The organism is Xenococcus sp. PCC 7305, from assembly GCF_000332055.1.
Lineage (GTDB): Bacteria > Cyanobacteriota > Cyanobacteriia > Cyanobacteriales > Xenococcaceae > Xenococcus.
The window spans coordinates 32,826-47,900 of record NZ_ALVZ01000192.1 but is presented as its reverse complement, the minus strand read 5'-3'; the positions used below and the strand labels follow the sequence as shown (position 1 = coordinate 47,900).

The following is a 15,075-nucleotide window of genomic DNA, read 5'->3' as shown; positions in this document are numbered from 1 at the left end:
CTTTTGGCGCTGTAATTTAAAACGAAGGCAGAAGAATGAAGGCAGAAGGCAGAAGGTAACTGGCATAGTGGGAGAATTAGACTCACCACTATGCCCTGTTCCACTTAAAGAAGTGGAGGAATTTAACCTAAAGGGATAAGTTAGAAGTAGATTTATCCTTGCTGCCCTCTGCCCTCTGCCCTCTGCCTTCAAGGGCGAAGCCCCGTTAAATTTAGTTTTTAAATAGCTGATTTTTGATGATTTATTTATATGGGAAAGTTTTTCATAACTTTCCTTTTTTATTGACAAGCAAAATCATGATGTAATGGAATAATAAGTAATAAGTAATAAGTAATAAGTAATGAGTTAGGATTCTCAAATAAGAATGATCGAATGTGACTATTCTGAAGCTGAGCAACTTTGTCTTCATCAAGCAGAATTGTTCAAAAAAAAAGGTGCATACACTCAAGCAATTGCTGCTTGTCAATCGGCTTTGAAGCTGAATCCTCAAATAGCAGAAGCTTATAAGATTTGGGGTGACAGTCTGCAACAAATGAATGAGCTGGAAGAGGCGATCGGTTATTATGCTCAGGCTCTAACTATTAACCCTAATTCAGCAGGCGTTTATGTGAATTTAGGGGGAATATTCTTTAAGCAACAAGAATGGGAATTAGCAATTCGCTACTACGAAAAAGCGATCGCCATTACCCCTGAATTAGCGATCGCTTATCGCAATCTATCCCGAATCTATAAAAAACTAGGCCAAGAAAAACTAATGCTAAAGCATTGGGGACTGGCATTAAAGTTAAAGCCAGAGATTGCCACAGCCCAAGAACATTGCAAACTGGGCAAGATATTTTTCCAACAACAGAAGTATTCTGAGGCGATTGATTGTTATCAAAGAGCAATTAAACTACAACCTAATTCTCCCGAACCATTACTTGAGTTGGTCAAATTATTAATCAATGATTTGCGATTTGATGAGGCGACTAACTATTGTGGCAAAATTATTCAATTACAATCTGATAATTGGCAGGCCTATTATTATCTAGGGAATATTGCTCTACAACAAGAAAAATGGCAAGATGCGATCGCTTTACTCCAGAGAGCTATTAAGTTAAATCCTAACCATACATTGTCCTGTCTTAATTTGGCACAAGCCTTTTGCTCTAGGGAAAAATGGCCCGCAACGATTAAATATTCTCGCCAGGCAATCAAGCTTCAACCCGATTCCTGGCAAGCCTATCTCTATTTGGGAATAGCTTTGCTGGAAGATGCCCAAGCTTCCGAGGCGATCGCAGCCTACTATAATGTTTTAAAACTCAATCCCAATCATCCAGAAACTTACTATCATTTAGGGAAAGCATTAGTTGCCCTAGAAAAATTTTCCGAAGCCGAATTATGTTACCAGCAGCTAGCGAAGATTGAATCAGAAAAAGATATTTTATATACCCAAATAGGGGAAGTCTTTCTCAACCAAAAACAATGGCTGTTAGCTGCTAAATATTTAGAGATTAGTATCAGACATAATGCTAATGATTTTTGGGCACATCATCATTTAGGCATGGCCCTATGTCAACTTCAGCAATGGGAATGGGCAATCACAATTTTACGAAAAGCTATTATCCTCAATTCGGACTTCTCTTGGTCTTATTACCATTTAGCTACTGCCTTAGAACAGCAGAATTATCTAGCAGAAGCAGCCAAAAACTATCGTATATTTTTAAGCTTAGAGGATAATATTTATGGCTATGAAAGATTAGGAAATCTTTTAGCTCAGCAAGCTAAAAATCAGCAAATTGCCAAAAGCTCATCAATCTTAGAAGAAGCATGGCAATGTTATCAAAAAGGAATTCAACTTAGTCCAGATTATTTGCCCTTATATTATCAAGCTCTTGAGCTCAAACCCGACAATTCAGAACTGTTTTTTCTTCTGGCAGAGGCTCATATCAGAAAACAAGAATGGGAAGTAGCAATTATTTTTTATCAAATGGGCTGCCAAAATTACAGCTGAATTAATTTAAGAGTAATTCTTAATTTTCTGTATTCATAAGCAATAATCCTGCCGCGCCAAGACCTAAAATATTAGGCAACCAAGCTGCTAAATAAGGAGGTAGCACACCACGAACTCCCATGGAACTAGAAATAAAAGACAAGAGGTAGTAGGCAAAAATCAAGCCCACACAAATACCAAAACTAGTACCCTTAGTCGAGTTCTGGGGTTTAACCCCGATCGCCGCCCCAATTAAAGCAAAAACCAAACAGACAAACGGCAGCGAAATTTTTTCCTGGATTCGTACTTGAAGCTTGCGAATTTTCTTGTCTTTGCCACTTAGTTTGGCAAGTTCAAGAGATTCTTGAGCCTGAAATAAAGTCATTTCCTTAGAATCTCTAGATTTTTTAGTTAGATCCAAAGGTGCGCGGGGCAAGGCCAATTGCTGATGTTGAAAACGAACCAAATTTTGATAGGAACCATCTGCTCCTAATAAGTAAATTGTTCCAGCATAAAAGTCCCAAATATTTTCTTCTAAATTCCAAGTAGCATAATTCGCCGTCACGATCTGATTGACAGCTCCTTGTGAACGATCCAAGATAGTCACCTTGAGCATTTTCTCGCCATCAAACTCTTCAGCATAAAAAAGACGAGCAAGCACTGTTAATTTATCCCCGTTGGGCAATTCTTTCTTGACATATTCGGGGTAGAGAATATTGCGATCGTTGAAAGCCTTTTTAGTTTGTTTCAAAGCTTGTCGCAGAATAATAGTTGCTTGATAGTTAGCTGCCGGAGCCACAAAATTATTAACCACAAAAGTTAGATTAACGATCAAAAAACTAAAAATAACAGCGGGAACAATCAGCCGATAGATATGAATCCCAATACTACGCAGAGCGATTATTTCACTATCACTAGAAAAACGACTATAGGTCATCAGGGTGGACAATAAGATTGCCATCGGAAAGGCAAAAACGATAAATTCTGGCAATCTTAAAAACAAAACCTGTAATGCGATACCAATAGGTAGCCCCGATTCTGAAACCCTACGCACCAATTCAAACCCTGTCCCAATTGCTACTCCCAAAGAAGTGAAGATGCCGATTCCGAAAAGAAAAGGGAGGATTAACTCTTTGATTATGTAGGAGTCCATGACGGATAAACCATCACTAAACCAGTTAAGTTGTTTGAAGCTCCAAGTTTTCATAGAAATTTATGTTCTGAGGATTGAAACCATTGTGACAAAAAAATGTCTCAGTGTTAAAATCTGCTCGTGGTTCAGATAACCCAAGGGCTTTTAGCTTTTTAAATAATTGATGATTTCACAAAAACATGTTCCTATTGCACAGGAAATCGCTAATATTAGTCTAGTAGCCTTTTATGGGAAGAAACCATCTCCACTCAGCAAATTAATCATCAAGATCCAAAATTGCCTAGGGCAATTACCAGGATTTATTCCCTATCAAATCGAACAAATTCACGGGACGATTCTCGGCTGTGAAGGTTGGCAAACATCTGAGGGCCTAGTGAATAAATGGTTTTATCTCACAAGAAAGGAAATTCGTTATCTAGATTATGACGGTTGGCTAAAATGCTTGCAACGTGATGGTGGGATTGACCCTTTTTTTGTTTATGTAGGTGGCTATCAACGCGATCTCAATTACCATTTCCTGAGTCGGGGGCAGCATCTCTATGATCGTTCCTTTCAAATACAAAAGGCGGAAGACGCGACCCATATTCCAATATTGATTGGTTGGCCGCAAAAAAAAAATCTCATCACTCCAGATTTAGACAACTTCCGTCGAGGGGCCCAAAAATTTGGATTTTTGCATAAATACCATAGGGAAGCTGATAGCATTGATAATGATTTTTATCTAAGATTGGGGACTATTAAAGGTTTATTGACAAAGGAAAAGCGCATAACTGTCGAACATCATATTCAACAAATTCTCACTCAAGAATCAACCGTCAAGCTCTCTATTGATTCAAATAGCCTGGCTTTTGCTCAATACCAAGATTTATCTCTGAGTTTAGCAACAACCAAGATTCTTCCCTTGGCCGCAATCACAAAAGAACAGTTGCGGAATTACTATGAAGTAGCCTCCAACCTTAAAACCTAAATAAATAAGTATTTTATGAGAATAACTCTGATCTCCCATGCCATACCATATCCACCTGTTCATGGTGGCAGAATCGATATATGGCGAAGAATTAAAGCTTTTGCCAGCTTTGGAGTCAAATTACAACTGATTTATTGGAGCCATAATTCTCCCGAGCCCCAGGAATTGGCAGAAATGGAAAAATATATAGAACAAGTATATTTAATTCCTTTTAAACGCACGCCATTAAAGATCGCCAGAAGAATTATTGATTTATTTTCCTATCCCTATGAAATGACCACGAGGATTCCTCGGGGCCAGGAATTAACTTCTTTGTTATCTCAGGTTAAAGAATTTAATCCCGATCTGATATTTTTAGATGGCATTCAAGGTAGTACTGCTGCCAATGAGTTGAGCAAAAATTTGAATCTGCCTATCGTGACGCGATCGCATAATATAGAACATTTATATCAGCAGCAATTATTACAAGCTGCGACAGGTTGGAGAAAACTCAAAAAACAACTATATCTAACAAATCTGGAACAGTACGAAGAAAATGCCTTAAGAAATAGTGCTTTTTTCTACGATATATCCGTTGATGATCTCAAGTTTTGGCAGGAAAGAGGCCTCAATAATGGTCGTTATTTACCACCTTTAATGGATTGGACTAAGAATAATATTCCAGAACCAGAAAATAAAATTACAGATAGCAATTTCGACTATGATATCGTCTATTTTGGAGGCTTAGGGTCTGACAATAATGTAGAAGGAATTGTCTGGTTTCTCACGAATGTTGTTCCCTTAATCCAACAAAAAATAGCCACTGTTACCATACTTATTGCAGGCTTTGCCCCTTTTCCCATAATTAAACAATTATGTAGCAAAATCGACTGTGTTGAGCTTCGGGTCAATCCATCGGAAACCGAACATCTTTATCGCTCAGGTCGTGTTTTAATTAATCCAGTTTCCGCAGGTAGTGGCGTAAACATCAAGTCTATCGAGATGCTAGTTTCCCAAAGACCAATTGTTTCTCGAAATCAAGGAGTCTCTGGCCTACCTCAAGAGCTCAAAAAATATTTTATCATTGCCAATGACGAGCAATCTTTCGCCGAAGCAATTATCAACTGTCTCTCAACTGATTCCCAGACAAATAATATTGAACCAGAAATCCTTAACTCATTTTTTGGCCCTCAGGCAATTAAAAATATTCTAGAAGATTTTGAATCAATATTATAGTAGATAGGATTAATTAATAATTGAAAATGATAAGTTTTTCTGTATTTGGTAAGCGTAAAAAATCCCCGAATAATTATTTTTTATTTTGGGTAAATTTCTTTAAGTAAATTTGTTGAGATAGGACATCAAAGTTACCATAATCATTGTTTATGGCTATAATTGATGTGAATTAAAATTAATAAAATTTATTTAATGATTTTAAATGTCCCACCCAAGCCCTAAAATATTAAATCGTTTTGAAGTAGTATTTTCTGTATTTTCCCTGATTCACTTATCAAGTGGAATTCTACCCGTAATCCTCACTCAAGGTGCCAGTGAAGGAGATGGAATTGATATTACTGCATTTGACCTCTCGTTAATTGCTAAGGTATCTCTTCTGATCTATTTTTGTGCTTTTGTGCTTCTCGCATTGCGATGGAAAAAAGTTATCAATGTAGTAACTGAAGGCAAATTTATTGGCTTATTTGTCTGCTTTGTCTTTATCTCTTGTTTTTGGTCAATAGCTCCTGACAAAACTTTTAGATTTGGGGTCTATGGCATTGGTAGTACGATGGTTGGTTTATATTTGGCAACTAGGTATACGATCAAAGAACAGATAAATATCCTCACCTGGACTTTTGCCACGATCATTATTCTCAGCGTACTATTTGCTGTGGGAGCACCGAAGTATGGATATATGTTGTCGGGAATCTATCCAGATGCGATACGGGGGATTTATACCCACAAGAACTTAATGGGAATGATGAGTGCTTTTGCCACCGTCATTTTCTTCCTTAAAGCAATTGATACCAAACATAGAAGTTGGATCTTTTGGCTTTTATTTATGAGTTCTGTTGTTGTAACTATCCTCTGCAAATCCACCACTTCTCTGGGCAATATGTTGATCATGCTTACTTTATGCATGTCTTATCGCATCTTTCGTTGGAACTATGAAGTTTTAGTTTCGACAATTTTGGGAATCTTGATTCTGGGGGTTTCTGGTTTGCTGTTCTTTTTTAATTTCATTGGAACCGATGCCTTTTTCGAAGCTATTGGGAAAGATCCGACTTTATCGACGAGAACTGAAATTTGGGCACAAGTATGGGAAGCAATTCAACTCAAACCCTGGTTAGGTTATGGTTCGGCTGCGTTTTGGGATGGTTTGGAAGGCCCTTCTAAATATGTAGAATTGGCAGTAAGAGCCAAAGTTGCCTATGCTCATAATGGATTTTTAGATATTCTTTTGGGTATTGGTTTTATTGGTATGAGTTTATTTTTAATTAGTTTTTTCAGCAATGTGATTAAATCTTTGCTTTTCCTGCGTAAAACTAATTCTGTAGAAGGGTTTTGGCCGATTCTGTTTTTGAATTATATTATCCTTACTAATCTCACAGAAGGAACATTGGCCGCATTAGATAATATATTTTGGGTTCTTTATTCGACAATTACTTTTTCCTTGATAGCTGCTAATAAAAATAAATTTTTTGATACTCAATTAGAGCTTGAAAAAAAACAATATTAATCTGATAACTATCAGCTTAGCCTGAATAAATAATATTAAACCAACTTTATGAAATTAGCTGCGATTAAAGAAAAAATCATAAATTTTGCTCGTCAAGGTCTTGTTAAAGAAGCTAGTTGGCTCTTAATTGCCAAGTTGTTCAATGTTTTTGTCCAGGCTGCTTACTTTATTATTGTGGCTCGGGTTTTGGGCCCAGAAAATTATGGTTCTTTTATTGGCGTAACAGCTTTAGCTTCAATTGTTTTTCCTTTTGTCGCTATGGGAGCAGAACATGTTTTGTTGCAAAAGGTAGCGACAAAGCCAAATTCTTTTCCTCTCCATTGGGGAAATACCTTATTGATTCTCTTTGCTAATGGAGCAGTTCTTTCCCTAATTTGTTTAATCATTTCTCCCCTATTTTTTGGCAACAAAATATCTTTACTTACAATTGTCCTAATTATCATATCTGATTTGATTTGTGTTGCTGTGGTGGACTTTAGCTCTAAAGCTTTGATGTCAGTTTATTTGGCTAAAAAAACCTCACAATTAATCGTTTTTAGCACTTCTGGAAAATTACTCGCTGCTTTATGTTTAGCCGCATTTTTTGAGAATCCTTCGATTGAAACCTGGGCGATTTTATATGCTGGGAGTTATGTCGTAATCAGTATTTTGTCGATCGCAATTGTTAATCGTCTTGTAGGCAATCCCAAGCCAAAGCTTTCTTCAATCGTTGCAACGGTAAAACAAGGTTTTTTCTTTTCTATTGGCACATCTGCCCATAATATTAATGCCAACTTAGACAAAACAATGTTGGCAAGTATGGCTGGTTTGCAAGCAACGGGGATTTATGGTTCAGCCTATCGCTTTATTGATGTGGGGAATGTTCCGATTAATTCTTTATTTGGTGCATCCTATACCAGATTTTTTAAATATGGAGGGGAATCGGGAATCCGAGGTACTTTGAAGTTTGCCCGCAAGTTACTGCCTTATTTATTAGGCTATAGCATTGTTTGTTTTATTGGTTACCATGTTTTTGCTCCAGCAATTCCCTATATATTGGGTGCGGAATATCAAAATGCGATCGGAGCTCTCTTGTGGCTTTCTCCCTTACCGCCAATTTTTGCTTTTCAACTGCTAGCTGCTGATACTCTTACCGGTGCCGGATATCAGAGGTCTCGTAGTATTATCCAAACAGGTGCTGCGGTTTTAAATGTTGGTTTAAATATTTGGTTAATTCCTCTTTATTCTTGGAAAGGAGCTGCTTGGGCAACCGTTATTTCTGATGCTTTGCGGATGATTTGTTTGTGGGTCGTTGTCTTCTGGCTGGCCGGAAAAATGCCTTTAGCTAAAACTAAAAAATGAAAACATTCTTTTTTCATAACATAGCGATTCTCAAAGTAATGAAGACAATGAATCCTTACCGGACTAGAGATACCGAGAATTTTTTATGACAGACAAACCTTTTCAGCGTCAGTTCGACGAATTTTCTTTTTGATTAAATTTCCCAAGTTGAACAACGAAAGTAATAGGATTTTCCCTAAATCCCTAAATCCCTAAATCCCCAAATCCCCAAATCCTTATTCAGAACTATCAGCTAAGGCTTTGCGATCAATTTTACCGTTAATAGTCTGAGGTAAGTTATCTACAAAATAGATTTCACTAGGAATCATGTAATGGGGTAGATCTTTGCAGAAAAATCGCACTTCCTGAGCTGAAGGAACGGTTTTGTTTTTCTCGACTGACAAAAAAGCCGCTAGCCTGATATTTCCTTGACGATTGATTGCGATCGCACACACTTGATTAATATCTGGATATGCCCGTAATTTACCTTCTATTTCCGCTAATTCCACTCGATTTCCCATAATTTTTACTTGTAGATCACGACGGCCAACTAGGTAAAGTTCTCCTTGCGACCCTTTATAGGCAAGATCTCCTGTGCGAAAGACTTTTTCTCCTGAAAGGGAATTTAGAGGATTCGGGATTAGTGCTTTCTTGGTGGCTTCTGGGTTGCGCCAATATCCAGAAAAAAGATTGGCTCCCCGCAGATAAATCTCTCCTACTTGATCTGGTTGTTTAATTTCTTGCTTTTGTTCGTCTAACAGAAGCATTTCTGCACCAGGATGGGCAAAGCCAATAGAAAGATTTTTCGTGTCGGGAGATAGGGGATTGGGAACTTCAGAAAAAGAACAAGCAATCGATTCTGATTGCCCAAAACAGTTGATCATTCTTAATTGAGGTAATAGTGATTGCAATGTTAGGATATCTGCGATCGCAAATGGTTCCCCCGCAAATAAAGTTGAGTGTAAATGTTGTAGTTTAGCTATATCTTTAGCTGCATAACTTAGTAATACTTTCCAAATTGAAGGAACACAGTTTAGCTGAGTGACTTGATATCGATCTAAATAACGTAAAAATTTTTGAGGCATTAAGGAAAGCTGACGCGGAATTTTTACTAAAGTCGCACCACTTCCTAAAGTCAAACTAATATCTAATAGAGAAAAATCAAATTGTAACGGTGCGATCGTTCCTAATCTAGCAGATGAATTTAATTTGCAATAGTTTACTAAAGCTCTAAAAAATACCAGTGCGGCACGATGAGTCATCATAATCCCTTTAGGAATACCTGTTGTCCCCGAAGTGAAAATAATATAAGCCAAATCTGATTCAATAACGGAACTTTTACGAGAACGAACTTCTTTGGGTAATCTACCTTTAATATTTAAAACATTCCCTTCTAAAAATCCTTGAAGTCTTTGGTGCAACTTATCAATATTTTTTTCTTGAGATATTGCTCTGATATGTAATTTAGCTTCTGTAATTTCTAGAATCTTTTCCCCTCGTTCAGGTGGATTTTCTGGACTAACAGGAACAAAAACGAGTCCTAATAGAGAACAGGCGGCAAAAAGGGCTACAGCCTGGGGCGATGGCTCTAATTCTAAAACTACTCTGTCTCCATGAGCTAAACCACAATTATCTAAAATATCTGCATAAAGATAGGAGTAATGAGATAAGTCTTGATAACTCCATTGACCTTTGGCAGAGATAATAGCAATAGCGTCTGGAGAAATCTGAGCATATTGGAGTAAAAACTGATGGAGCAAGACCGGTTGCCAATCGTCAGGATAATTTCCTGGATGGAGTTTTAGCTCTTTCACCGCTTAATTAATTATTTTTGTAACAAATATCTCTCAAAAAGTAACGTCCAATTTATTTCTTACTAATCCTACAATATCAGCAATTGTTCTAAAACTCTCATAGCTGATTTCATTCATATCAAATTCAAAGCCAAAGATTTCTTCCAATCCTAAAACTAAAGATACGGCATTGAGAGAATTCAGCCCCAGACTAAATAATTCGACATTATCTGTTAGTTCTTTAACTGAAATACCAGGCATATTTTCTAGAATAATTTGGTTAATTTTTTCCTTAATATTCTCTATTTGATTCATGGGACTTTATTCTCTTAATAAAGAATGATCGCTATAGTTGAAAAATATTCTCCTCAAACTATAAGTGATTATTTATCAGAATGTCATCATGCCTAATTTACTCGTTTATAGAGCTTTTGCCTGAATATATAGCCGGAATACAATCACAATAAAATGTTGATTTTAGAGCTTTTACTCAAAGTTATGCTTGGTCGCACAATGTTGACATAAACGACAAAATAGTTTCATATTGTTATTTTTCCTGTGATCTCTTACTCAAATATGCAACAGTCATTATCTCAATTTCTTAATTTTTGTTGGCAAGACCGGATATTAGTTATCAAAGCAACAATTTTACTGGGCTTAATTCGCCTAGGATTAAAATTCTTACATCTAAAAACCTTGCGCAAGTGTCTTAACAAGATTTCCCAATCATCTCAGAAACCAAACAGGGAGAGCATTTCTATCTATAAAATAATTTGGTCAGTTACAACAGCTAGCTCCTATATGCCACAAGTAAAATGCTTAGCCAGAGCTTTAGCTGCCAAGACCCTCCTTGAACAACAAGGTTATTCTGCAACAATCTGTATTGGGGTAGCCAAAGATCAACAACAAACATTTATCGCCCATGCCTGGGTTGAATGTAAAGGAAGAGTAGTAATCGGAGGCGTTGGTAATAGTATTAACAAATATCAAGTAATGTCAATTGAAGATTTTTAGTCTAGTTTAGATAAAAGTTAGACAATTTATATCATGTATAAAGTAGAATCAATCAAATTACCTGATCTAGCTTTAGGGAAAGAATGGGCCATCTTAGAGTTAGTTACTTTGGGATTATATGAGGCTGCTGAACAGGAAATGTTTGCTGATTTAATTAATTCTTCAAATTTAAATTGGCAACAATTGTTAGCTCAAGCAAAAAGGCATAAAATACTCAGTATCTTGGTATATTATTGTTTATCAGAAAAGTTTGTTAAGATAATTCCTCAGAACATATTGTCTCAAGTTGAACTCCCTAAAATACTGTCTATTAATAAACATAAAATAGCCCTCTATCGTCAGGAAGCAGCAAGGATAATTACCACATTTGAGCGTAAAAATGTGCGTTTTGTCGCCACTAAAGGTATTGCCTTAGAGTCAACAGTTTACCCGAGTCAGGGTATCCGAACTATGAGTGATATGGATTTTATGATATCACCTCAAGATCGTGAAATTGTCGGTAAAACTTTATCCGATTTGGGATATTCTATGGGTACTTTTGACTATACAACAGGAAAGATTAAGCCTCATAGTCGAGAATTAATGATCAAGTATAGGTTAAGTCCTGATCATCTCCCATCCCATGTTTTATTAACAGATAATATTATTATTCCTTTTATCGAAGTCGATATAGCTAATAGTTTGACCTGGACTTCATGCCCTTTTCAAATTTCTGTAGAACTTGCCTTGGAAAATATTATTTATCAATCGCTTCTGGGGAGAGATGATGTTCAGTTGCCGATTTTCTCTCCTCAATTTCAATTTATTTTCACTATTCTTCATTTGTTTAAAGAGGCATGGATTGAAATTACTTTAGAGATGAAAGGTAAAGATGTTAGTCTCAGTAAATTTAGTGATGTTGTGCGTATCTGGAGAACATATAAAGAGCAACTACAAACTCAAGAATTTGTTGCCATTCTTGAGCAATGGTCAATTGAAAAGCCAGTACTTTGGGTATTAGAACATTTGGATCGTACTTTACAGACAAATATTGTGTCTGATTTAGACTTCGAAGGTAGAGTGACAGAAGAATGGTTATCTAGTGCTAGTGCTAGTAACGGCATAAGTCGTCAATGGCGAGGCACGATGAGAGAACGTTTATTTTCTCGCGATCGCCATAAACTTTTTAAATAGATAAAGAAAGCTAAACGAATTACCGCGCAAATCATTAAAGCTACTTAATAAGGGATTATATCTTGATGAGATTTTGCGAGACTATTATCCCGATCGAGAATAAGCTAAAGGACATAGGATTAGAAAAGTGTTTCCTTGAAATTTAATAAAATCTATCGCACGAAAGAATTCAATTTCTTGACACAGACTGAAAGCGATCGCAAAGTTATTAGACAAAGATTTTTATAATTGTTTTCATTGGTAAAAACAAAGCAAACTCATTATCTTCTAGAGAAATAAAACCATATTTAAGATAGAAACTTTTGGCGCGATTATTAATTACATCAACCCTAACAGCATAGATTCTAACCTCACCTGCTAAACGTATTGCTTTGTGTAATGCATCAATAAGTAATTCTTCTAATTGCAGCTTTGGTTAATGAAGTATTTGGCTCATCAGGATTTTCTAGAGCAGATACAAATATATCCCACTCTTTGTTTGATAAAGTTAGTTTCTGATATGCTGCAATATCTTCTCTAGCACTAGTCAAGGTTAGAGATAACATATAAGCACTTAAACCTAAACCCTTGATCGACGCAGCTTGTTCTAATAATTTTTTTTCTTCGCTATTGACTCTTATTTCAATGCGACTTTTTTTACCTAAAACCTACTACCTAAAACCTAACACCAGTCCTGACTAGACCATAAAATTGCCAAGTCGTGTATATCTATGATGCGATATGTTCTAATATGTATCAACTTCTGAATCTATCGCTCAAAGTCCATGTGGCAAACTATTGCAAAAGAAATTACCCAAGCAACCAAAACTTCCTTTAGCATCACCGATACTCGCTCCGTTGGTGGAGGTTGTATTAATCAAGGTTATAAAATCAGTGGCAATAATCAAAGCTATTTCGTAAAGATCAACCAAGCCAACCAAATAGAAATGTTTAGCGCCGAAGCCCTAGGACTTCAACAAATGGCCGCGACCGAAACTATTACCATCCCCAAACCGATCTGCTGGGGTGTTGCCGATAATGCTTGCTACTTAGTTTTAGAATGGCTGGACTTTGGAGGTAGAAATAACCAGGGTTGGAGCGAAATGGGTAAGCAACTTGCTCAGATGCATCAACATCGCAATGAAAATAAATTTGGTTGGGATACCAATAATACAATCGGTTCCACTCCTCAGATAAATAGCTGGATGGATAATTGGGCGGATTTTTTCGCCGAGCAGCGCATTGGTTATCAGCTAAGACTCGCCAAACGTAAAGGTGGCAGTTTTCCCGATACCAATAAAGTCATTGCCGCAGTCAGAGCTAGATTAGCCGATCGCAAACCTGAAGCCTCGATTCTTCATGGTGACCTCTGGTCAGGCAATGCGGACATTACCACAGCAGGCGAACCTGTGATTTATGACCCCGCAACTTACTATGGCGATCGCGAAACTGATATTGCCATGACAGAATTATTTGGCGGATTTCCTGGTGCTTTCTACCAAGGCTACAATCAACAATGGCAATTAGACCCAGGTTACAAACAACGGAAAAAGCTCTACAATCTTTATCACATTCTCAATCACTTCAATCTTTTTGGTGGTGGTTACGGCTCTCAGGCAAATCAGATGATCCGAAATATTTTGTAAATGCGTCGATAAAAGTCTTGGGTTGACTCGTAACACCTCTTGTGTTGATTGCAATAATCTTAATATTTTGTTACAAATTGAGGTGGACTGTCGCTTGGGACATAGCTTTATGTTTGGTGGTTTCGTTGGTTTCAATCAGAGTCAAGGCAAAGATTGGGGAATAAATCTCCTCAACAAAGTTGCTAGTAGTACCATTCGCCATCTATTTACCCATAGTGAGTCGGTAGAAGTGGAGGTGAGCTGTAATCCTTCCAGTAAGCTCTTGCAAGGTACTATTGATAGCTTCGGGATGAGTGGTCGGGGGCTAGTAATTCGTAAAGATTTTCGGACGGAAGAGATGTCTTTTGAGACTGATCCAGTGTCTCTTGATTTTAGCTCAGTGCTCAAAGGAAAAATTGCCCTCAAACAACCGACTCAGGCGATCGCAAAAGTAAAATTAACAGAAGCTGATCTGAATCGTTCTTTTGGCGCTGAACTCGTTAGAAAACGTTTAGAGAACCTATCCTTGCCAGAATTAGTCAAAATATCCCAGGGAAAGCCTGTTTCCTTTGCCGATATTCGGTTGACATTATTGCAAAACAATCGGATTAAACTATCAGCAACAGCAAATTGGGGCGATCGCAGTGTTCCTGTAAGTCTTTCTTGTTCTATTGCAGTAGCCAAAAGACGCAAAATCAAATTTGAAGAGATTCAGTTTGCCCCAGAAGATATTCCTGCATCAGAGCGTAAATTGTCTCAGCAGTTGACTGGGGCCTTGGGTCAGATTCTTAATGAAATGGTAGATTTGGATCGTTTTGATCTCGATGGCGTAAAATTACGTCTCAATCGACTAGAAACTAGGGGTAAAAGCCTTTTGTTTAGTGGTTATGCCCAAATTCAACATGTGCCCAATCAAGGGTAAATTAAGTAATAAGTAATAAGTAATGGGTAATGGGTAATGGGCAATGTCTACGTGATAATTTTAGATAAACAAGGGAAACATTCGAATCTGACTTATGGAACTACCAACTGGGGATACACCTTTATATAATCATCCCTTACCGAAAATAGAAAAATGGCTTGTTAATCTGGGCTGTCAGCAAAATGAAAAAGATCTTCACTGTTGGTATATAGAAAAGCCAACTTGGAAGGCAGAAATTTGCTTAGAAATTGAGGAATTAACCGTAAACTATCTCGCGGCAACCTCAGGAGAAGATTTAATGAGATCTTTTAAATATTCTTTGAGTCGCCAGGATGTAGAAGCAGCAGTGTTTTCTGGCCCTTAGGCAGGCAATTGTCACCAAACGTTACGGTTATTGTCACTGCATAAAGATAGATAAAGAAGATACATTAATGTCAGAAG

General features: G+C 37.2%; 14 protein-coding genes. 10 read left to right on the top strand and 4 right to left on the bottom strand.

The features are described from left to right. Positions 1–364 precede the first annotated feature (364 nt). Positions 365–1,993, top strand: coding sequence for a lipopolysaccharide assembly protein LapB (locus XEN7305_RS15500; protein ID WP_006510405.1), 1,629 nt, complete (start codon positions 365–367; stop codon positions 1,991–1,993). 19 nt (positions 1,994–2,012) lie between these two features. Here XEN7305_RS15500 and XEN7305_RS15495 read toward each other — a convergent pair whose 3' ends face one another. Then, on the bottom strand, positions 2,013–3,179 hold the full coding sequence (locus tag XEN7305_RS15495) for an LptF/LptG family permease (protein ID WP_006510404.1): 1,167 nt from the start codon (positions 3,177–3,179) through the stop codon (positions 2,013–2,015). 109 nt (positions 3,180–3,288) lie between these two features. Between XEN7305_RS15495 and XEN7305_RS15490 the strand changes: the two genes are divergently transcribed. The 4 genes from XEN7305_RS15490 (at position 3,289) to XEN7305_RS15475 (ending at position 8,149) form a co-directional block, all read left to right on the top strand. Then, positions 3,289–4,092: a hypothetical protein gene (locus XEN7305_RS15490; RefSeq protein WP_006510403.1), complete on the top strand. Its 804-nt coding sequence runs from the start codon at positions 3,289–3,291 to the stop codon at positions 4,090–4,092. Positions 4,093–4,107: 15 nt separating this feature from the next. Next, entirely contained in the window at positions 4,108–5,307 is a 1,200-nt protein-coding gene (locus XEN7305_RS15485) for a glycosyltransferase (RefSeq protein ID WP_006510402.1), read from the top strand. 202 nt (positions 5,308–5,509) lie between these two features. Then, positions 5,510–6,808 (top strand): O-antigen ligase, encoded by a 1,299-nt coding sequence (locus XEN7305_RS15480; protein WP_006510401.1) that lies wholly within the window; start codon positions 5,510–5,512, stop codon positions 6,806–6,808. A 48-nt stretch (positions 6,809–6,856) separates the two neighbouring features. Then, complete coding sequence (locus XEN7305_RS15475) at positions 6,857–8,149, top strand: oligosaccharide flippase family protein (protein ID WP_006510400.1); 1,293 nt, start codon at positions 6,857–6,859, stop codon at positions 8,147–8,149. A gap of 215 nt (positions 8,150–8,364) precedes the next feature. Here the strand turns inward: XEN7305_RS15475 and XEN7305_RS15470 are convergent, their stop codons facing one another. Together XEN7305_RS15470 and XEN7305_RS15465 are read right to left on the bottom strand one after the other, a co-directional pair. After that, a complete protein-coding gene (locus XEN7305_RS15470; RefSeq protein WP_006510399.1) occupies positions 8,365–9,942 on the bottom strand; it encodes an AMP-binding protein in 1,578 nt (525 codons plus the stop codon). Positions 9,943–9,975: 33 nt separating this feature from the next. After that, complete coding sequence (locus XEN7305_RS15465) at positions 9,976–10,236, bottom strand: acyl carrier protein (RefSeq protein WP_006510398.1); 261 nt, start codon at positions 10,234–10,236, stop codon at positions 9,976–9,978. Between the two features lie 261 nt (positions 10,237–10,497). Between XEN7305_RS15465 and XEN7305_RS15460 the strand changes: the two genes are divergently transcribed. Together XEN7305_RS15460 and XEN7305_RS15455 are read left to right on the top strand one after the other, a co-directional pair. Then, on the top strand, positions 10,498–10,935 hold the full coding sequence (locus tag XEN7305_RS15460; protein WP_006510397.1) for a lasso peptide biosynthesis B2 protein: 438 nt from the start codon (positions 10,498–10,500) through the stop codon (positions 10,933–10,935). A gap of 33 nt (positions 10,936–10,968) precedes the next feature. Next, the gene (locus XEN7305_RS15455) at positions 10,969–12,108 is read left to right on the top strand and encodes a nucleotidyltransferase family protein (protein WP_006510396.1); all 1,140 of its coding nucleotides are present in this window, start codon (positions 10,969–10,971) and stop codon (positions 12,106–12,108) included. Between the two features lie 383 nt (positions 12,109–12,491). Here the strand turns inward: XEN7305_RS15455 and XEN7305_RS27725 are convergent, their stop codons facing one another. Continuing rightward, on the bottom strand, positions 12,492–12,728 hold the full coding sequence (locus tag XEN7305_RS27725) for a DUF1778 domain-containing protein (protein ID WP_255325065.1): 237 nt from the start codon (positions 12,726–12,728) through the stop codon (positions 12,492–12,494). A gap of 144 nt (positions 12,729–12,872) precedes the next feature. Here XEN7305_RS27725 and XEN7305_RS15445 point away from each other — a divergent pair, with 144 nt between their 5' ends. The 3 genes from XEN7305_RS15445 to XEN7305_RS15435 all read left to right on the top strand — a co-directional run bounded on the left by XEN7305_RS15445 (position 12,873) and on the right by XEN7305_RS15435 (position 14,998). Further along, positions 12,873–13,733: a fructosamine kinase family protein gene (locus XEN7305_RS15445; RefSeq protein WP_006510394.1), complete on the top strand. Its 861-nt coding sequence runs from the start codon at positions 12,873–12,875 to the stop codon at positions 13,731–13,733. Positions 13,734–13,842: 109 nt separating this feature from the next. Next, positions 13,843–14,634: a DUF2993 domain-containing protein gene (locus XEN7305_RS15440; protein ID WP_006510393.1), complete on the top strand. Its 792-nt coding sequence runs from the start codon at positions 13,843–13,845 to the stop codon at positions 14,632–14,634. Positions 14,635–14,728: 94 nt separating this feature from the next. Then, positions 14,729–14,998 carry a DUF3143 domain-containing protein gene (locus tag XEN7305_RS15435; RefSeq protein ID WP_006510392.1) on the top strand — a complete coding sequence of 90 codons (270 nt, stop codon included), beginning with the start codon at positions 14,729–14,731 and terminating at the stop codon, positions 14,996–14,998. The last annotated feature ends 77 nt before the right edge of the window (positions 14,999–15,075 follow it).